Genomic DNA, 18,362 nt, shown 5'->3' with positions numbered 1-18,362 from the left:
GCGCCGCCCGCCGCACCCCGGCCGACGTCGCCGGTCGCGCCCACGGCTAAGCTGCCCGCGCTGGACCTGGACGCCCTCATCTCCCAGCCGCCCGCACCCCAGCCCTCCACGCCGCAGCCGTCCGTACCCCAGCAGTCGGCCGCGCCCGTGCCGCCCCAGGACGCCGCGGCCCCGAACCCGTGGCCCGGCACCGAGCAGCCGCCGTTCCAGCAGCCCCCCGCGCCGTACCAGCCGGGCCGCCCCGGGCCGGAGACGGCCGGCCCCACCCCGTACCCGCCGTACCGGCAGCCGGTTCCGCCCGGCGAGCGGCAGCAGCCCTTCCCGGCCCAGCCCGGCCCGCACGCCCAACCCGGCCCGCAAGCGCCGCACGCGTCCGAGGCGCCGCACGCCGCGCAGCAGCCCCAGCCCGGTCGCGGTGCCGGCGCCCCCTGGCCCCAGCAGCCCGCCGCCCCGGCCGACCCGCGGACCGACCCGCGGACCGGCGGCTGGCCGCAGCCGAACACCGCCGGCCACCCCGGCACCGCCCCGGGCCGGCAGCCCTACCCGCCGGCGGCCCCCGGCGCCTTCGCCCAGCCCGGCGCCCCGGGCGCCCCGCTCGGCTACACCGCCGCCGTCGAGCTCTCCTCCGACCGCCTGCTGCGCAGCCAGCCCAAGCAGCCGCGCCAGCTCCCGCGGATCAGGTTCGGCGGCAAGGCCGCGCAGGCCGAGCGCGAGCGCCGGCTCGGCATCATCCGGACCCCGGTGCTCAGCTGCTACCGGATCGCGGTGATCAGCCTCAAGGGCGGGGTCGGCAAGACCACGACCACCACCGCGCTCGGCGCCACCCTCGCCAGCGAGCGCCAGGACAAGGTGATCGCGATCGACGCCAACCCGGACGCCGGCACCCTCGGTCGCCGGATCAAGCGGCAGACCGGCGCCACCATCCGCGACCTCGTGACGGCCATCCCGCGGCTGCACAGCTACATGGACATCCGTCAGTTCACCTCGCAGGACCAGCACTCCGGCCTGGAGATCCTGGCGAACGACGTCGACCCGGCGGTCTCCACGACGTTCGACGACTCGGACTACCGCCAGGTCATCGACGTGCTGGGCCGCCAGTACCCGATCATCCTCACCGACTCGGGCACCGGCCTGCTCTACAGTGCGATGCGCGGCGTGCTCGACCTCGCCGACCAGCTGATCATCGTGGCCACCCCGAGCGTGGACGGCGCGAGCAGCGCCAGCACCACGCTCGACTGGCTCTCCGCGCACGGCTACGCCGAGCTGGTGCAGCGCAGCATCACCGTGGTCTCCGGGGTGCGCGAGACCAGCAAGATGATCCGGGTCGAGGACATCGTGGCGCACTTCGAGACCCGCTGCCGGGGCGTGGTGGTGGTCCCGTTCGACGAGAGCCTGGCGGCTGGGGCCGAGGTCAACCTCGACATGATGCGGCCCAAGGTCCGGGAGGCCTACTTCGAGCTGGCCACCCTGGTCGGCGAGGACATCATCCGGGCCCAGCAGGCGATCGCCGGCGCCGGCGGCGGCTGGCAGCAGGCCGCCCAGCCGCAGGCGCAACCGCCCTACCAGCAGCCCCCGTACCAGCAGTCCGCGCAGCAACAGCCCCCTCAGCAGTGGCCCGCGCCGCCCCACGGGTACGGCTACCCGCAGCCCGGCCAGCCCTGGCCCGGCCCGGCCGACCCCCGCCAGGCCGTCCCCCACCAGGCCGACCCGCAGCACGGCGATCCCCGCCAGGCGGATCCGCGCCAGCCCGGCCCGGCACACCCCGACCCGTACCCACGCCCCGACGAGCACGGCCACCCGGCCCCGCCCGCGCAGCCGTACCACTCGGGGCCACCCCCGCAGGGCTACGGCTACCCGCCCCAGCAACACCGGCAGTAGCTGGCAAGCCCGGAGGGCTCGCCGGGAAATCCCCGGCGGGCCCTACAGGACCAGCGCTCCAGGCAACCAGCGCCTCGAGCAACCGCAGCCGCTCAGCCGGCCTCGGTCAGCTCCCGGGCCTGCTTGACGTCGGCCGCCATCCGGTCGAGCAGGGCCTCGATCGAGTCGAACTTCTCCATCCCGCGCAGGAACGCGAGGAAGTCGACCGCGACGTGCAGCCCGTACAGGTCCAGCCCCACCCGGTCGATGGCGTACGCCTCCACCGTGCGGGTCCGGCCGTCGAAGGTCGGGTTGGTGCCCACCGAGATCGCCGCCGGCATCCGCTCCTCGCCCACCGTGAGCCACCCGGCGTAGACGCCGTCGGCCGGGATCGCGCTGTGCGGCACGGTGTCCACGTTGGCGGTCGGGTAGCCGAGCTCCCGCCCGCGCTGCGCCCCGCGCACCACGATCCCCTCGACCCGGTGCGGGCGGCCCAGCACCTCGACCGCCGAGGCAACGTCACCCTCCGCCACCAGCCGCCGGACCAGGCTGGACGAGAACGGCTCGCCGCCCCCGGCCTCACCGCGGACCTGCAGGTCAACCACCTCGACCTCGAAGTCGGCGGCCCGGCCCAGCTCGGTCAGCAGCGCGACGTCCCCGGCCGCGCGGTGGCCGAAGCGGAAGTTCGGCCCCTCGATCACCAGCCGCGCGTGGAGCGCGTCCACCAGCACCTGCTGGACGAAGAACTCCGGCGACTCCCGGGAGAACTCCGCGGTGAACGGCAGCACCAGCACCGCGTCCACGCCCAGCGTCGCCATCAGCTCGGCCCGCCGCGGGTGCGGAGCCAGCAGCGGCGGGTGGCTGCCGGGGCGGATCACCTCGCGCGGGTGCGGGTCGAAGGTCACCACCACGGCCTTGACCCCGAGTTCACGGGCCCGGGCCACCGCGCGGTTGATGATCAGTTGGTGTCCCAGGTGCACACCGTCGAAGGAACCGATGGTGACGACGCTACGTCCCCAGTCGCCGGGAATCTCCTCCAGGCCACGCCAGCGCTGCACCCTGACCGCTCCTCTTCCGCCGCGCGCACCGCTCCGGTGCTCGAACGCTCGAACTCGAACCCCTATAGCGTGCCATGCGCCCGACCGAGCCCCGGCACCGGAACACCCGCCGAGGCGGCCGGGGCCGGCACGGGCGCGGTCCGGACCGGGGCCCGCTCGGCCTCGGCGGCGGCGTACTGGGGGTCGCGCCCCTCGGCGACCAGGGCGCGCATCCGGGCCAGCAGCGGACCACCGACGGGCGGTCGGGCGTCGGCCGGCCACTCGGCGAGCAGCAGCGCGAAGCCGGCGCTGCGACCCGCGCAGCGCACCAGGGCGGCGTCGAGTGCCGCGGCCCGGGCGCGGTCCCAGGAGGCGGCGATCCGCCGGACCACCGCGCGCAGCCGGTCCGGCCGGTGCGCGGCGCAGGTCAGCGCCAGCCGTTCCAGCACCGGCCCGAGCACGGCCGGGTCCGGCTCGGCGGCCAGCAACCGGTCCAGCAGCTCCTCGCGCAGCGGGTCGGCGGGCCCGGGCGCGGCCAGCACCAGCGCGAACGCCCGGCGCACCGGTGCGGGCCGGTCGGCCGGCCGCGGACCGAGCAGCGCGGTCAGGTCGCCGCGCGCCGCCGTGCCGCGGACCAGCCGCTGCCCGAGGTACTCGGCGACCAGCTCGGCCCGCTCCGGCCGGTCCCGCAGCAGCCGCCCGGCCAGCCGGGTGGCCGAGTCCGGCAACCCGTCCGGCATCGGCCGGCCCGCGCCGGCGGGCGGCGCCGCCGCGAGCACCCGCAGCACCGCGGCCACCCCGCCGCCGGGCTCGGCGAGTCGCGCTTCGAAGGCCGCCAGCACCGCCTCCTGGTGACCGTCGAGCGCCGGTGCCAGCACGTCCGGGGTGACGAACGGGTCGTCCGCCCGGTAGGCGGCCAGGGCGGCAGGCAGTCGGGCGGCCCGGGTGCCCGGGTCCCGCACCAGCAGCGCCAGCGCCGCGCCGTGCAGGCCGGGCTCGTCCTCCCGCGCCAGCAGCGCGGCGGCGGCGTGCCGGAGCAGCTCGCGGCCGGCGCCGGTGGCGTACGGCGCCGCGCGCAGCGCGTGCACCGCGGCCGCCACGTGCCGCTCCGGGCGCCGGTCGTGGCTCCACCGGTCGACCGCCCGGCAGAGCGCCGACGGCTCCTCCACCGCCAGCACGGTCAGCAGCGCGTCCGCCCGCGGGTGCGCGGCCTCGACCAGGGCCTCCGTCAACTCGTCCACGGCCAGGGCGCGGTGGGCGTAGAGCAGGTCCTGGGCCAGGTCCGCGACGCTCGCCCCCGGCCGGCCCGGCAGCAGCCGGCCGTCGTCGAACCAGCGGCAGAGCAGCGGCAGCACGGTCGGCGGGTCGGCCCGCAGCAGGCCGGCCGCCATCGTCAGGAAGCCCTGCTCGGGGCCGTCCGCCCGGACCAGCGAGCGCAGCAGGTCGAGCCGGTCGGGCGGCGGCAGCGGCAGCGCGGCCCAGAACGCCGGACCGAACGGATCGGGACGGGCCGCGGGCTGCCCCGCCGGCTCGGCCAGCCGGGCCGCCAGCCGGTCCAGCAGCACCCGATGGGCCGCCGGGTCGGGGACCGCGCGCAGGCTCGCCGCCAACAGCCGGGCCGCCCACCAGTGCGGCTCACCGCCGGGCGGAGAGCTCTCCAGCGCCCGCAGCAGCCGGTGCAGCCAGAGGTCGAGCGCGACCGGGCCACGGGTCTCGTCGATGGTGCGCAGGGCCGCCGCGACCGCGCCGAGCCGGTGCCGCGGCACGGTCCGCCCCGGCGGTCGGGCCGGGGCGCCGGACAGGCCCTCGTCCTCGGCCAGCAGCAGCCGCAGCGCGCCGTCCAGGTCCAGGTGCAGGCCCTGCAACCAGTCCGCCAGCTCCTCGTGCGCCAGCCGGTAGCCGTCCCCGGCGGGGACGAAGAGCCCCTCGGCGAGCACCGCCCGCGCCCAGCCGGTGTCCGGTGGGAAGAGCTCCTCGAAGGCGGCCCGGCCCAGCCCGCCCTGGCCCGGGCCGAGCATCCGCCGGGCCGCCTCGTGCACCCGCCCGGCGACGACGGCCGCCAGCCGGCGCAACTGCCCGGGCGAGGGCGGCGCGGCCGGACGGACCTGGCCGCCGCGCCGGTGGGTGCCCGGGCGGCCGGGCTGGGCGGCCGCGGTCTCGGCGATCCGCCGGCCGATCCGCAGGCAGGCCAGGTCCAGGGTGGCGGAGCAGAGCGCCGAACGGTCGGGGGCCGGCCGATCCACCCCGGCGGCGCGCAGTTCGCCGGCCCACCGCAGCGCGAGCGGGTCCACCGGTCCGGTCGGCGGCGGCACGCCGTGGCGCCGGGCGACCCGCTCGGCCGCCTCGCCGCTCAGCGGGCCGAACCGGTGCAGCTGGACGCTGCCGGCCTCGACCCCGTCGGCGTACTGCTCCCAGGTCTCCGGGCGGCAGGCGAGCAGCAGCCGGACCCCCAGGGCACGCAGCCAGCGCGCGGTCTCCCGGTGCCAGGCCGGGCCGAGCACGGCCGGTGCCTCCTCCGGGCCGTCCAGCACGACCAGCAGCGGCCGACCCGCCGTCGCGGCGACCCGGGCGACCGCCTCCGCCAGCGCCTCGGCACCGGTCGCCCGCGCGCCCGGGATGCCCGCCTCGGCCCGGGCCAGCGCCCGGCCGACCGCCTCGGCCGGCGAGCGGTCGCCGGCCCGCAGGTCGGCGCCGCGCAGCCAGAGCGTGGGCAGCGGCCGGGGGCCGTCCGCCCGGCGCACCGCGAGCGCGGCCAGTTCGGTGCTCCGGCCGCTGCCGGGCCCGCCGACCAGCACGGTGAGTTCGGCCCGCGGCTCCTCGCCGGCCAGCCCGTCCGGTCGGTCCACCCGGTCCGCGGCCAGGTCGGCGATCCGCGCCGGGCCGGCGGCGGCGCCGGCCAGCTGCCGGGACGCCAGCTCCAGCACCCCGCCGAGGTTGAGCGCCCGGCCGTAGCCGGGAACGGTCGCCGCGTTGCGCGCCAGCAGGGCGGCGAGCGGACCGGCGGCGCCGGTCGGCCGGACCGGCACGGCGGCCGGCACCCCCGGCGCCACCCCGCGCAGCCCCGGCGCGAGCAGACCCAGTACCGCGCCGCACTCGGCGTCCAGCACCGGCAGCCCGGCCGACGCGGGCGCCATCGGCCCGGCCGCCGCCGGCAGGTCGAAGAGCAGCGTGCCCTCCAGCAGCAGGGGCCGTCCCGGGCCGGGCAGCAGCGCCGAGCCGGTGCCCAGCAGCGCGCCCGCGAGCACCGCGCCGGTCGGCCCCGCCTGCGCGAGGAACGCGAACGACGACTCGGACGGTTCGTCGGGGCGGAGCAGCAGCACCGGCTGCCCGGCCCGGTACGGCCCGAGGACGAGCGGTGGCCCGATCGGCCCGCCCGCGTCGAGCAGCGCCAGGCCGTGCTCCGGCAGCGCGGTCACCCGCTCCGCCGGCAGCTCCCGGCACTCCCCGCCGGCCGTCTCCAGCAGCAGGCCGCGGCCGTCGGCCACCACCTCGTAGCCGGTCAGTACCGTGCCGTCCGGATCGGCCGCGATCCCGTAACCGCGCGGCCGCCCGTCCAGTCCGCGGATCCTCAGCAGGGACCGCCAGGATCCCTCCGCCGCTCCGTCCGCCAGGCCACCCGCCATCCGCGCTGCCCTCCCCCGGCGGGCCGGGCGGGCTCCTGCTGGGCCCTCTGACCGCTCCCGTGCTCGCCGCGGGGAACCTTGCCCACGGCACGGGCCGGGCGACCCCGGCCACCCCGTTCACCCCGGGCGTTCACTTCGCGCGCTCGCCCGTTCGGGTGAAGCGGTGCGTCAGCCCGCTGACTCGTGGGCAAGTCCCCGAGCTGGCACGGGCGACGGTTCGATCGACGGTGCGGCTCAGCCGACGAAGACCGCCACCGGCCGGGCCTGCCCGGCCTTCTCCTCCACCAGCGCGAGGAAGGTCCCGTCCGGCCCGAACACCGCGATCGGCCCGTCCACCCCGAGCCCCGGCGCCTTCAGCCGGACCCCGGTGGAGAGCAGCCGCGCCTCGTCCGGGCCGATGTCCCAACGCGGGAAGGCCGCGGCCGCCGCCTCGGCGATCGGCAGCACCTCGAACTTCTCCTCCAGCTGCTCCAGGGTGCGCGCCGACTCCACCCCGTACGGGCCGACCTTGGTGCGCCGCAGCGCGGTCAGGTGGCCACCGACGCCGAGAGCCGCGCCGAGGTCCCGGGCCAGCGCCCGGATGTAGGTGCCGGAGGAGCACTCGACGGTGACGTCCAGGTCCACCACCGGCGTGCCGTCCTCGGCCACCGCGGCCCGCTGCTCGTGCACGGTGAAGGAGTGCACGGTGGTCGGCCTGGCCGGGATCTCGAACTCCTCGCCCTCCCGGACCCGGTGGTACGAGCGCTTGCCGTCGATCTTGATCGCGCTGACCTTGGACGGCACCTGCAGGATCTCGCCGGTCAGCGCGGCGATCCCGGCGTCGATCGCCTCCCGGGTCACCGCCGTGGCCGGCACCGACGCGGTGACCTCGCCCTCGCGGTCGTCGGTCACGGTGGTCTGGCCGAGCCGGATGGTCGCCTCGTACGTCTTCGAGGTGAGCATCAGGTGCCCGAGCAGCCGGGTGGCCCGCTCGACCCCGACCACCAGGACCCCGGTGGCCATCGGGTCCAGCGTGCCCGCGTGCCCGACCTTGCGGGTCCCGGCCAGCCAACGGGTCTTGGCGACCACCCCGTGCGAGGTGATGCCCTCCGGCTTGTCGACGATGACCAGGCCGTCGGGCCCGGTGCCTTTGCGCTTCATCAGTTCGTTTCTCTGCGATCGGTCAACTGACCGAGTGGTCAACTGGCCGGCCGGCCACATGGGTCAGCCGGTCGGGTCGAGCGCGGCCCGGAACCGGGCCACCGTGCTCGGCACGTCCGCGCGGACCGCGAACCCGGCCGCGTGGGTGTGCCCGCCACCGCCCAGCTCGGCACAGGCGGCGGCCACGTCGACCGCTCCCCGGGCGCGGCAGGAGCCGCGCAGCGTGCCGTCCGGGTCCTGCTTGAGCACCAGCGCGACCTCGGCCTCGGCCGGGCGGCGCAGGATGTCGATCAGGCCCTCGATCTCCTCGACCGTGACGCTGAACAGCGCCAGGTCCTGGTACGGCACCCAGGTCCACACCAGGCCCCGCCCGCCGACCGCCGCCGGCTCGTAGACCGCGCGCTCCAGCGCGGCGGCGAGCACCTTGAGGTAGCCGAAGGAGGAGGTGTCCCAGAGCTGCCGGGAGATCAGGTCGTGCCGGATCCCGGTGGCCAGCAGCCGCCCGGCCAGCTCGTGGGTGGCCGGCGTGGTACTGGCGTACTTGAACGAGCCGGTGTCGGTGGCCACCCCGGTGTAGAGGCAGGTGGCCAACTCCTGGTCGAGCGGCACGCCGAGCCGCCGCAGCAGCTCGTCCACCAGCACGGCGGTGGCCGGCGCGGTCGGGTCGATCAGCCGGTGGGTGCCGAAGCCGGGGTTGGAGGCGTGGTGGTCGATGACCACCAGGGTGCGGGCCGCGAAGGCCTTGGCGTGCAGCAGTCCGAGCCGCCCCTCGGCGGCCACGTCGAAGCAGAGCACCAGGTCCGGGGCGTCCGGCACCCGCGCCGCCGGGACCAGCAGCTCCTGCCCGGGCAGGAAGGAGAGCGACTCCGGGATCACCTGCGGGTCGTCGCCGAACGAGACCCGCACCTCCCGGCCCAGCCCGCGCAGCGCGATCCCGGCCGCCAGGGCCGAGCCGAGCGCGTCGCCGTCCGGGCTGATGTGGCAGATCAGGTCGATCGAGCCGGCTCGCCCGATCTCGGCGACCACCCGCTGCCACTCCTCCTCGAACCGACCGTCCGGGCCGCAACCGGCCGGACCGGACGGCTCGGACAACCCGGAACCGAGCGGTGACTCGGTGCGAGGGCCCGGAAGCACCGCGAGGGCGTCCTCCACCGTGCTGGTGGAGGACGCCCTCACCGAACCGGCCGCCGCCGGCTCGCCGGCCATGGCCTACTCGTCCTCGTCGGCGGCGTCGCGCTCGGACGCCGGCGCCTTGTAGGGGTCCGCCTCGCCCGCGTACGTCGCGCCCGCCGCGGCGGTCCGGACGGCCGCGTCGGAGGCCCGGACCTTGTCGAGCAGGTCGTCGATGGTCCGGGCGGTGTCCGGCAGCGCGTCCGCGACGAAGGTCAGCGACGGGGTGAAGCGCACCCCGGTCTGCTTGCCGACCTCGGAGCGGAGCACGCCCTTGGCGCTCTCCAGCGCGGCGGCCGTCGCCTCCCGCTCGGTGTCGTCACCGAAGACCGTGTAGAAGACCGTGGCCTCCCGCAGGTCACCGGTGACGCGGGTGTCGGTGATGGTCACGAACCCGAGCCGCGGGTCCTTGATCCGCCGCTCCAGGGTCTGGGCGACGACCACCTGGATGCGGTCGGCGAGCTTGCGCGCCCTTGCGGTGTCGGTCACGTTGCCTCCTCGTGCAGTGGGCACAGTACCCGGGTCGACTGCTCACCCGTCGGGGCCCATGCCCCAAAGTACCGGCCCGCGCCCAGCCTTGTGAGCGCTCTCGGTCGTCCTCCGGGTGTGACGGTGGCGACTGTTCCCCAGTCGTCCGCCGCACCCCGAGCTCATTCATCGTCGTCGCCGTGGTAGCGCCTGCGTGCGGAGAGCAGTTGCACCTCGGGGCGGCCGGCGACCAGCCGCTCACAGCTGTCCAGGATCTCGGTGACGTACCCGGCTTCGCCGGACACCACCGCCAGGCCGATCTCGGCCCTGCGGTGCAGCTCCTGGTTCCCGGTTTCCGCTGCGCACACGCTGTACCTGCGCTGCAGCTCGGCCACGATGGGCCGCACGATCGAGCGCTTCTCCTTGAGCGAGTGGACGTCGCCCAGGAGCAGGTCGAAGGTGAGTGTTCCCACGAACATGTAAGGCAGGTCTCGCCGACCTGAAGGCCTCGTAGGGCGCCCCCGCCCGAGCGGGAGCTCGTGCCAGGACCCTACACAGCGAGACCGGGGCCGGTCGACGGGAAATTTCCCGGCCGACCGGCCCCGGCTGCTACGCGGCTCAGGCGCGCGGCTTCTCGCGCATCTCGAAGGTCTCGATGATGTCGTCGACCTTGATGTCGTTGAACGACCCCAGGGTCACACCGGCCTCGAAGCCCTCGCGGACCTCGGTCGCGTCGTCCTTGAAGCGGCGCAGACCCTCGATGGTGAGGTTCTCCGCCACGACCTTTCCGTCGCGGATGAGGCGGGCCTTGGCGTTGCGGCGCAGCAGGCCCTCGCGGACGATGACACCCGCGATGTTGCCGAACTTGGAGCTGCGGAACACCTCGCGGATCTCCGCGGAGCCGAGGCGCACCTCCTCGTACTCGGGCTTGAGCAGGCCCTTGAGCGCCGCCTCGATCTCCTCGATCGCCTGGTAGATGACCGAGTAGTACCGGACGTCGACGCCCTCGCGCTCGGCCGCCGTGCGAGCACGGCCCTCGGCGCGGACGTTGAAGCCGATGATGATGGCGTCCGAGCCCATCGCCAGGTCCACGTCGGACTCGGTGATGGCACCCACACCGCGGTGCAGGATCCGGAGCTCGACCTCCTCGCCCACGTCGAGCTTGACGAGAGCGTCCTCCAGGGCCTCCACCGAACCGGAGACGTCACCCTTGATGATGAGGTTGAGCTGCTGGATGCCGCCGGCCGCGATCGCCTGGTCCAGGTTCTCCAGGGAGATCCGCAGCGGACGCTTGGCGAACATGGCGTTGCGGTCACGGGCCGAGCGCTTCTCGGCGATCTGGCGCGCGGTGCGGTCGTCGTCGACGACGATGAAGCTGTCGCCGGCGCGCGGCACCGAGGTCAGACCGAGCAGCAGGACCGGACGGGACGGACCGGCCTCCTCGACGTTCTTGCCGTTCTCGTCGAGCATCGCCCGGACGCGGCCGTGGGCGTCGCCCACCGCGATCGAGTCGCCGACGCGCAGCGTGCCGCGCTGGACCAGGACGGTCGCCATGGCGCCGCGGCCCTTGTCGAGGTGTGCCTCGATGGCGATACCCTGCGCGGCCTGCTCCGGGTTGGCCCGCAGGTCGAGCGAGGCGTCCGCGGTCAGGACCACGGCCTCCAGCAGCTGGTCGATGTGCAGGCCCTGGCGCGCGGAGATGTCGACGAACATGGTGTCGCCGCCGTACTCCTCGGCCACCAGGCCGAACTCGGTCAGCTGGCCGCGGACCTTGGTCGGGTCGGCACCCTCGACGTCGATCTTGTTGACCGCGACCACGATCGGCACACCGGCGGCCTTGGCGTGGTTGAGCGCCTCGACCGTCTGCGGCATGACGCCGTCGTTGGCCGCGACCACCAGGATCGCGATGTCGGTGGACTTCGCACCACGAGCACGCATGGCGGAGAACGCCTCGTGACCCGGGGTGTCGAGGAAGGTGATCCGGCGCTCCTCGCCGTTCACCTCCGCCGAGACCTGGTACGCACCGATGTGCTGGGTGATGCCACCGGCCTCGCCGGCGACCACGTTGGTCTTGCGGATCGCGTCGAGCAGGCGGGTCTTACCGTGGTCGACGTGACCCATCACGGTCACCACCGGCGGACGCGGCATGAGCTCGTCCTCGTCGCCCTCGTCGGCACCGAAGTCGATGTCGAAGGACTCGAGCAGCTCACGGTCCTCGTCGTCCCGGCTGACGATCTCCAGCACGAAGCCCATCTCGCCGGCCAGCAGCTCGAGGGTCGAGTCGGCTACCGACTGGGTCGCGGTGACCATCTCACCGAGGTTGAACATCACCGAGACGAGCGCGGCCGGGTTGGCGTTGATCTTCTCCGCGAAGTCCATCAGCGAGGCACCACGCGACAGGCGGACGGTCTGCCCGTTGCCGCGAGGCAGCATCACACCGCCGACGGACGGGGCCTGCATGGCCTCGTACTCCTGGCGACGCTGACGCTTCGACTTGCGGCCACGGGCCGGACGACCGCCCGGGCCACGACCGAAGGCACCCTGCGTGCCGCCACGGGCACCCGGACCGCCGGGACGGCCGCCGAAGCCACCCGGACGCGGGCCGCCACCGAAGCCACCGCCGGCACCGCCGCCACCCGGACGCGGGCCGCCGAAGCCGCCACCGGCCGGACGCGAGCCCGGACCGGCCGGACGACCGGCGAAGCCCGGACGGGCGCCACCGGCGCCCGGACCACCGGGACGGCCGCCGGGGCCACCCGGGCCACGGCCGCCGGGGCCCGGACGCGGGCCGGCGCCCGGGGCGGGACGCTGCGGCATCATGCCGGGGTTGGGACGCGGCATGCCGGACGGGCTCGGCGCACCCGGACGGGGGCCGGCCGGACGGGGCATGCCGTCGGGACGCGGACGGTCGCCACCGGGACGCGGCGCACCAGCACCGGGACCGCCGGCGGGACGCGGACGGTCGCCGCCCGGACGCGGACGCTCGCCACCGGGCGCACCGGCCGGACGCGGACGGTCGCCGCCCGGACGCGGACGCTCGCCACCGGGCGCACCGGCCGGACGCGGACGCTCACCCGGAGCGGCCGGACGACGGTCGCCGGGGCGGGCCATCCCGGTCGCGCTGCCCGAGGTGAAGGGGTTGTTACCCGGACGCGGGCCGGCCGGACGCGGGCCCGGACGGGCGCCACCGGCCACGGGGCCGGCCGCCGGACGCGGGGCCGGGGCGGCGGGACGCGCGGCGGCGTCACCGGCCGGAGCCGGCGAGGAGAACTCGGCCGCGGGGGCGGCCGGGGCCGCCGGAGCGGCGGGGCGGGCCACCGGGCGCGGGGCCGGGGTGGCCGGGCGCGGCGCGGCGGGGGCGGCCGGAGCGGCCGCCGCGGGACCCGCCGCCGGCGTGGGCCGGGGGCCGGGGGTCGCGGTGGGACGCGGACCCGGCGTGGGGGCACCCGGCTTGGGTGCGGCCGCACCGGCACCGCCGGCGGGCGTGGGCGCCGCGGGCTTCCGCGGGCCAGGCTTCGCGGAGGAACCACCGGACGGCGGAGTCGCTCCCAAAGCGTCAGTCAACTTGCGCACGACCGGCGCCTCGATCGTCGAGGACGCCGAACGGACGAACTCACCCAGCTCGGTGAGCTTGGCCATCACGGCCTTGCTCTCCAAACCGAGCTCCTTGGCGAGTTCGTATACCCGGACCTTAGCCACTTCGCTCCTGTCTATAAGTCCGGGGTGATCGTCCGCCGGACCGTCGCTACTTCATGGGCGTACTCATCGCGTACTCATCGAGTGCTCATCGCAATCTCGACCTACTTCCATCTCGCGAGGTACCTGACTGGTGGCGCGCCGCACCGGGGTGCGCGCACCGTGCTCATTGCGGTGGTTCTCCCCCGCGGGCGGGGGTCTGCGTCGCCCTCCGAGCCGGCCCGAGGGGAACCCTCAGGACGCCGGGGCCCCTTCTGCCCGGGCCTCGACGTGCGCGCGCAGCGCCTCCGTGTCGAGCGCGCCCTGGAGCCGGAAGGCCCTCGGGAACGCCCGGCGGCGGACTGCCAGGTCGAGGCAGGTCAGGTCGGGATGCAGGTACGCGCCCCGCCCGGGCAGCGTCCCACGGGGATCGGGGACGCAGACGCCCTCGACCGCCGTGACACGCAACAGCTCGTGCTTGGCCGCTCGCTTGCGGCAGCCCACGCAAGTGCGTTCAGGGCATGCGCGGACACGCGTCCGGCCGGACACCATCAAGTCTACCCCTCCACAGGGACTGACCGCGGCCCCGTCGATCAGGACGGGGCCGTGATTATGGAATCACAACGTGTTTACTCGGCCGCCGATTCCCCGTTCCGGTCCTCGGTTCCGGCCTCGGTGTCCGGCCGGATGTCGATCCGCCATCCGGTCAGGCGGGCGGCCAGTCGGGCGTTCTGGCCCTCCTTGCCGATCGCCAGCGACAGCTGGTAGTCCGGCACGATCACCCGGGCGGAGCGCTGCGCGTAGTCGACGATCTCGACCTTCGTCACCCGCGCGGGCGACAGCGCGCTGGCCACCATCTCGGCCGGGTCCTCCGACCAGTCGACGATGTCGATCTTCTCGCCGTGCAGCTCGGCCATCACGTTGCGGACCCGGCCGCCCATCGGGCCGATGCAGGCGCCCTTGGCGTTCAGGCCCGAACGGCGCGAGACCACCGCGATCTTGGTGCGGTGCCCGGCCTCGCGGGCGATCGCGGCGATCTCGACGCTGCCGTCGGCGATCTCCGGGACCTCGAGCGCGAAGAGCTTCTTCACCAGGTTGGGGTGGGTGCGCGAGAGCGTCACCGAAGCGCCGCGGACACCGCGCCGGACGGCCACCACGTAGCAGCGCAGCCGGGTGCCGTGCTTGTAGTCCTCGCCGGGGACCTGCTCCTGCGGGGGCAGGATGGCCTCCAGCTTGCCGATGTCGACCAGCACGTTCTTCGGGTCGTTGCCCTGCTGGACGACACCGGTGACGATGTCGCCCTCCTTGCCCGCGTACTCGCCGAAGGTCTGGTCGTCGGCGGCGTCCCGCAGGCGCTGCAGGATCACCTGCTTGGCGGTGCTGGCGGCGATCCGGCCGAAGCCGCTCGGGGTGTCGTCGAACTCCCTGGGCTCGACGCCCTCCTCCAGCTCGCCCGCGTCCTCAAGCGCCCACACGGTCACATGGCCGGTCTTGCGGTCCAGCTCGACCCGGGCCCGGCGGCGCGATCCCTCGGTCCGGTGGTACGCGATGAGGAGCGCCGACTCGATCGACTCGACCAACAGGTCGAACGGGATGTTCTTCTCGGTCACCAGCCCGCGCAGGGCACTCATGTCGATGTCCACGGCTACGCCTCCTCTGCTCTCTTACTCACTGCTCGTCGTCGTTGGTGTCGTCGGCGCCATCGACATCCGCCTCCGCGTCGTCGGCGAGCAGCTGCTCGTCCTCCTTGCGGTTGAACTCGACCTGGATCCGGGCCTTGGCGACCTCCGCGAAGGCCAGCCGGCGCTCCTTGGCGCGACCGCGGCCCTTGATCGGCTGCACCTCGACCAGCGCGCCGTCCTCGTCCGCTTCCAGGATGCGCGCGACCAGCTCGCCACCCTCGGCGAGCTGGACCTTGACCAGCCGGCCGGTGTTGCGGCGCCAGTGGCGCGGCTCGGTGAGCGGGCGGTCGACGCCCGGGGAACCGACCTCCAGCACGTACGCGGCACTGCCCATCAGATCGGACTCGTCCAGCGCCTGGCCCACCTCGCGGCTGAACTCGGCGATCGCGTCGAGGTCCACACCGCCATCGGCGTCCACGTCGATCTGGACCTGGCGGCGGCTACCGGCCTGGCTCACCTTGACGTCCTCAAGGTCCAGGCCCGCCTGCTCGGCCAGCGGCTCCAACAGGGCACGCAACCGATCGGTGGGGGTGGTGCTCATCCGGGTGACTCCTCGGCCGCGTCTGCTGTTGTCAGAAGGTCGTAACTCGTCCCAAAGCCTATCGGGTCCACCCCCGAACCGCCGATTCCGCCCGGCACCCCAGGCGGTCAACCGTGTCGCGAGCGTGACATCGCCGTGACACGGACGGCGACCGGACGGTAGCGTCCGGGCGGGGGCGCGACGGCTGACGAGGGCTGACGAGAATTCAGAACCCCCTCACCGACACGGCAGCGGGGGCACCGGTGGCACTCGCACGATCCCGCGTCGCCGGCAGCAGCGGGGCAGTGCGGCTGTCCGCCGCCACCGCGCTGCGCGAGTGCCTGCTGGCGGCCCAGCAGTGGGGCGCCACGAGCGGCCCACTGCCCGGCCTGCCCGAACCCGCCGACAGCGGCCCGCCGACCGCCTCGGCCGGCCCGTCCGGGCCCGCCTGACCAGCGCCGCCGACCGGTCACCGCAGGCCCCGATACCCGACAATGGACGGGTACCAGGGGGCACGCCCAGCCGGGAGGCCAGCATGGCGGCAGCAGCAAGGCAGATCAGCGTCCCGGACCGGCTGCGCGACCACGTCCTCGATCAGGAGGGCGAGCGCGGCGCGGCCTGGCTGACTCGGCTACCCGCCCGGTTCACCGAGCAGCTCACCCGCTGGGGCCTCACCCTGGAGCGGATCTGCGAGCCCGGCGGACGGCTCAGCCTGGTCGGCTACGTCCGGCGGGACGACGGCAGTCCGGCGGTGCTGAAGGCCGGCCTGGTCACCCCGGAGACCGCGCAGGAGTCCGCCGCGCTCGCCCACTGGGCCGGCCGCGGCGCCGTCCTGCTGCTGAACTCCGAGCCCGCCGAGGGCCTGCTGCTGCTGGAGCGGCTGCACGGCGACATCCCGCTGCTCTCGCTCGCCGAGGCCAAGGCGATGCTGGAGGCGGTCGGCCTGCTGCAGCGCCTCTGGACGCCGCCCAACGCCCGGCACCCGTTCGGTTCGGTGGCCGAGCGGGTCGGCGAGGAGTGCCGGCGGCTGCGCGAGCGCCGTCCGCTGGCCGAGCGGCTGGACGCCCAGCCGCTGGTCGACGAGGCGCTGGAGACCGCGGCCGAGCTGCTCGCCTCCGGCACCGAGCGGTTCGTGCTGCACGGCGACTTCCACCACGGCAACGTGATGGCCGCCGACCGCGCCCCCTGGCTGGCCATCGACCCCAAACCGCTGGTCGGCGAGCGCGCCTACGACCTGGCCTGGCTGGCGCAGGACCGCTCGGAGACGCTGGCCGGCGCCCCCGGCCCGCAGGCCGCCCTGCGGCGCCGGCTGCACCTGCTCTCCGAGGCGGTCGAGGTGGATCGCGACCGGTTGCGCGGCTGGACCCTGTTCCGCTCGGTCGAGGCCGGCCTGGCCAGCCTGGCGGCCGGCGACCGGGGCCGGGGCGAACTCCACCTGGAGTTCGCCGGCTGGCTCTGAGTCCTACTGCTGTCCGAGCAGCGGCAGCCGGGCGCCCATCACCGCGTACGGACGGTCGGTGTTGGGGAACCGCACCGCCCGGGCCAGGTCCCGGTAGCCGAGCGAGCGGTAGAGCCGGCGGGCCGGGGTCTCCGCGTCGATCGCGGAGAGGATGCTGCGCGGCAGACCGGAGCGCCCGCACAGGGTGCGGATCAGCGAGGTGCCCAGCCCGTGTCCCTGGAACTCGGGCAGCACGTGCAGCTCGGTGATCGCGAACACCTCGTCCAGCCAGTCGCCGAAGCCGCCCGCCTCCAGGTGCGGTTCGATGACCGTGCTCCACCAGTGCTCGCGCCGGTTGGGCATCCCGTAGCCGAAACCGACCAGCCGGTTGCCCTGCAGCGCCCCCAGCGCGAGCACCCCGGGCTGCTGCGCGTGCCGGGCGACGATGTGCAGTCGGACCGCGACCTCCTGCGGGGTGAGCCCGAAGGCGGCCGACTGAACCTCCAGCGCGTACGGGGCCCAGGCCGCCAGGTCGATCGGCTGGATGGTCACCTCGGTCAGCTGCTCCATGCCCGGGACGTTACTCCGCTTTCAGAACAGCACCGACATGAAGGCGCCGATCTCGCGGAAGCCGACCCGGTGGTAGGCGGCCCGGGCGGCCAGGTTGTAGTCGTTCACGTAGAGGCTGACCACCGGCGCGACCTCGCGCAGCGCGATCTCCAGGACGGCCGCCATGCCGCTCTCTGAGAGCCGCCGCCCGCGGTGCTCCGGGGCGACCCAGACCCCCTGGATCTGGCAGGCGCCCTTGGTGACCGCGCCGATCTCGGCCTTGAAGACCACCTGGCCGTCCTCCGAGATCCGGGCGAACGAGCGTCCGGTCGAGACCAGTTCGGCCACCCTGGCCTGGTAGAGCAGACCGCCGTCGCCGGCCAGCGGGGAGACCCCGACCTCCTCGGTGAACATCGCCACGCAGGCCGGCATCAGCAACTCGATCTCGTCCCGGCGGACCCGGCGGACCAGCGGGTCCGGGGCGACCTCGGCGGACGGCTCGGTGGTGGCCAGCAGCGGCTGGTGCCCGCGCACCTCGCGGGCCGGGCCCCAGCTGCGCTCCAGCAGTGCCCAGAGCCCGGCGGTGGCCTCGGCCGGCCCGACGATCGAGGAGCAGCGGCGGCCCTGCCGGCGGGCCCGCTCGGCGAACGCCCGGAGCGCCTCCGGCCCGGCGTTCACCGGGACCAGGTTGGCGCCGGCGTAGCAGAGCGACTCCAGCCGGCCGTCCTGGTCGAACCAGCCCCACATCTCGCCGCCGAGCCGCCAGGGGTCGAGCCCGACCGCCTCGACCCGGGTGGCGACGAACGCGTTGGCCACCGGGTCGCGGTGCAGCACCTCGAGGGTGTCCGCGAGATCCGCGCTCTCCAGGACCCGGGTGGCTTCCCCCAGCCTCCGGCCGGGGGGACCGCCACGGCCCCGTGCGGCCTGCAGCGAGCTGGGCAGCATCACACCTCGATCGAGCACGGCACCTCATTCAACGGCTTCCGCCGCACCCTACCCCCAGGGCAGGATACGGCGGCCGCGGGGTCGTCCGTCCGCGGACGGACGACCCCGCGCGGATTGACGAGCGGTCAGTCGGCGGCGACCACGGTCGGCGTGCCGGAGGCCACGCCCTCGGCCTGCATCTCCTCGGCGAGCTTGAGGGCCTCCTCGATCAGGGTCTCCACGATCCTCGACTCCGGCACGGTCTTGATCACCTCACCC

Annotated in this window: 14 protein-coding genes and 2 pseudogenes; 3 read left to right on the top strand and 13 right to left on the bottom strand. The window is 75.2% G+C overall.

Annotated features, from left to right (window positions below; translation table 11 throughout):
• Positions 1 to 87: 87 nt before the first annotated feature.
• Positions 88 to 1,878 (top strand): annotated as a pseudogene (locus ACZ38L_RS27155) (MinD/ParA family ATP-binding protein); the annotation flags it as partial.
• A 92-nt stretch (positions 1,879 to 1,970) separates the two neighbouring features.
• Here the strand turns inward: ACZ38L_RS27155 and ACZ38L_RS27150 are convergent.
• The 10 genes from ACZ38L_RS27150 to rimP form a co-directional block, all read right to left on the bottom strand.
• Positions 1,971 to 2,915, bottom strand: coding sequence for a bifunctional riboflavin kinase/FAD synthetase (locus ACZ38L_RS27150; protein WP_465698051.1), 945 nt, complete (start codon positions 2,913 to 2,915; stop codon positions 1,971 to 1,973).
• 62 nt (positions 2,916 to 2,977) lie between these two features.
• Positions 2,978 to 6,517, bottom strand: a complete 3,540-nt coding sequence (locus tag ACZ38L_RS27145; protein ID WP_465698049.1) for a serine protease — start codon at positions 6,515 to 6,517, stop codon at positions 2,978 to 2,980.
• Between the two features lie 234 nt (positions 6,518 to 6,751).
• The gene (truB, locus tag ACZ38L_RS27140; RefSeq protein ID WP_465698047.1) at positions 6,752 to 7,657 is read right to left on the bottom strand and encodes a tRNA pseudouridine(55) synthase TruB; all 906 of its coding nucleotides are present in this window, start codon (positions 7,655 to 7,657) and stop codon (positions 6,752 to 6,754) included.
• A gap of 63 nt (positions 7,658 to 7,720) precedes the next feature.
• Positions 7,721 to 8,863 carry a DHH family phosphoesterase gene (locus ACZ38L_RS27135; RefSeq protein ID WP_465698045.1) on the bottom strand — a complete coding sequence of 381 codons (1,143 nt, stop codon included), beginning with the start codon at positions 8,861 to 8,863 and terminating at the stop codon, positions 7,721 to 7,723.
• A 3-nt stretch (positions 8,864 to 8,866) separates the two neighbouring features.
• Positions 8,867 to 9,316: a 30S ribosome-binding factor RbfA gene (gene rbfA, locus ACZ38L_RS27130; protein ID WP_396568175.1), complete on the bottom strand. Its 450-nt coding sequence runs from the start codon at positions 9,314 to 9,316 to the stop codon at positions 8,867 to 8,869.
• Positions 9,317 to 9,477: 161 nt separating this feature from the next.
• Positions 9,478 to 9,774, bottom strand: coding sequence for a DUF503 domain-containing protein (locus ACZ38L_RS27125; protein WP_396568174.1), 297 nt, complete (start codon positions 9,772 to 9,774; stop codon positions 9,478 to 9,480).
• Positions 9,775 to 9,913: 139 nt separating this feature from the next.
• Positions 9,914 to 12,994, bottom strand: coding sequence for a translation initiation factor IF-2 (gene infB, locus ACZ38L_RS27120; protein WP_465698043.1), 3,081 nt, complete (start codon positions 12,992 to 12,994; stop codon positions 9,914 to 9,916).
• A gap of 231 nt (positions 12,995 to 13,225) precedes the next feature.
• The gene (locus tag ACZ38L_RS27115) at positions 13,226 to 13,519 is read right to left on the bottom strand and encodes a YlxR family protein (protein ID WP_465698103.1); all 294 of its coding nucleotides are present in this window, start codon (positions 13,517 to 13,519) and stop codon (positions 13,226 to 13,228) included.
• Between the two features lie 80 nt (positions 13,520 to 13,599).
• Positions 13,600 to 14,613, bottom strand: coding sequence for a transcription termination factor NusA (nusA, locus tag ACZ38L_RS27110; RefSeq protein WP_465698041.1), 1,014 nt, complete (start codon positions 14,611 to 14,613; stop codon positions 13,600 to 13,602).
• A 25-nt stretch (positions 14,614 to 14,638) separates the two neighbouring features.
• Positions 14,639 to 15,193 carry a ribosome maturation factor RimP gene (rimP, locus tag ACZ38L_RS27105; protein WP_465698039.1) on the bottom strand — a complete coding sequence of 185 codons (555 nt, stop codon included), beginning with the start codon at positions 15,191 to 15,193 and terminating at the stop codon, positions 14,639 to 14,641.
• A gap of 242 nt (positions 15,194 to 15,435) precedes the next feature.
• On the opposite strand from rimP, the gene ACZ38L_RS27100 reads away from it, so the two are divergent.
• Positions 15,436 to 15,624, top strand: a complete 189-nt coding sequence (locus ACZ38L_RS27100) for a hypothetical protein (RefSeq protein ID WP_465698037.1) — start codon at positions 15,436 to 15,438, stop codon at positions 15,622 to 15,624.
• 83 nt (positions 15,625 to 15,707) lie between these two features.
• Positions 15,708 to 16,631: an aminoglycoside phosphotransferase family protein gene (locus tag ACZ38L_RS27095; protein WP_465698035.1), complete on the top strand. Its 924-nt coding sequence runs from the start codon at positions 15,708 to 15,710 to the stop codon at positions 16,629 to 16,631.
• Positions 16,632 to 16,634: 3 nt separating this feature from the next.
• Here ACZ38L_RS27095 and ACZ38L_RS27090 read toward each other — a convergent pair whose 3' ends face one another.
• The 3 genes and pseudogenes from ACZ38L_RS27090 to ACZ38L_RS27080 form a co-directional block, all read right to left on the bottom strand.
• On the bottom strand, positions 16,635 to 17,180 hold the full coding sequence (locus ACZ38L_RS27090) for a GNAT family N-acetyltransferase (protein WP_465698033.1): 546 nt from the start codon (positions 17,178 to 17,180) through the stop codon (positions 16,635 to 16,637).
• A gap of 21 nt (positions 17,181 to 17,201) precedes the next feature.
• Positions 17,202 to 18,122: a GNAT family N-acetyltransferase gene (locus tag ACZ38L_RS27085; protein ID WP_465698031.1), complete on the bottom strand. Its 921-nt coding sequence runs from the start codon at positions 18,120 to 18,122 to the stop codon at positions 17,202 to 17,204.
• A 107-nt stretch (positions 18,123 to 18,229) separates the two neighbouring features.
• A pseudogene (locus tag ACZ38L_RS27080) lies at positions 18,230 to 18,362 on the bottom strand (flavodoxin-dependent (E)-4-hydroxy-3-methylbut-2-enyl-diphosphate synthase); the annotation flags it as partial.

Source organism: Kitasatospora sp. NPDC024654, assembly GCF_055559155.1.
This window is presented reverse-complemented; position numbering and strand designations above follow the sequence as displayed.

Coding starts and splice junctions, on each gene's coding strand:
- ACZ38L_RS27145 (WP_465698049.1), bottom strand. CDS start 6,517: ATGGCGGGTGGCCTGGCGGACGGAGCGGCGGAGGGATCCTGGCGGTCC.
- truB (WP_465698047.1), bottom strand. CDS start 7,657: ATGAAGCGCAAAGGCACCGGGCCCGACGGCCTGGTCATCGTCGACAAG.
- ACZ38L_RS27135 (WP_465698045.1), bottom strand. CDS start 8,863: ATGGCCGGCGAGCCGGCGGCGGCCGGTTCGGTGAGGGCGTCCTCCACC.
- ACZ38L_RS27125 (WP_396568174.1), bottom strand. CDS start 9,774: ATGTTCGTGGGAACACTCACCTTCGACCTGCTCCTGGGCGACGTCCAC.
- rimP (WP_465698039.1), bottom strand. CDS start 15,193: ATGAGCACCACCCCCACCGATCGGTTGCGTGCCCTGTTGGAGCCGCTG.
- ACZ38L_RS27095 (WP_465698035.1), top strand. CDS start 15,708: ATGGCGGCAGCAGCAAGGCAGATCAGCGTCCCGGACCGGCTGCGCGAC.
- ACZ38L_RS27090 (WP_465698033.1), bottom strand. CDS start 17,180: ATGGAGCAGCTGACCGAGGTGACCATCCAGCCGATCGACCTGGCGGCC.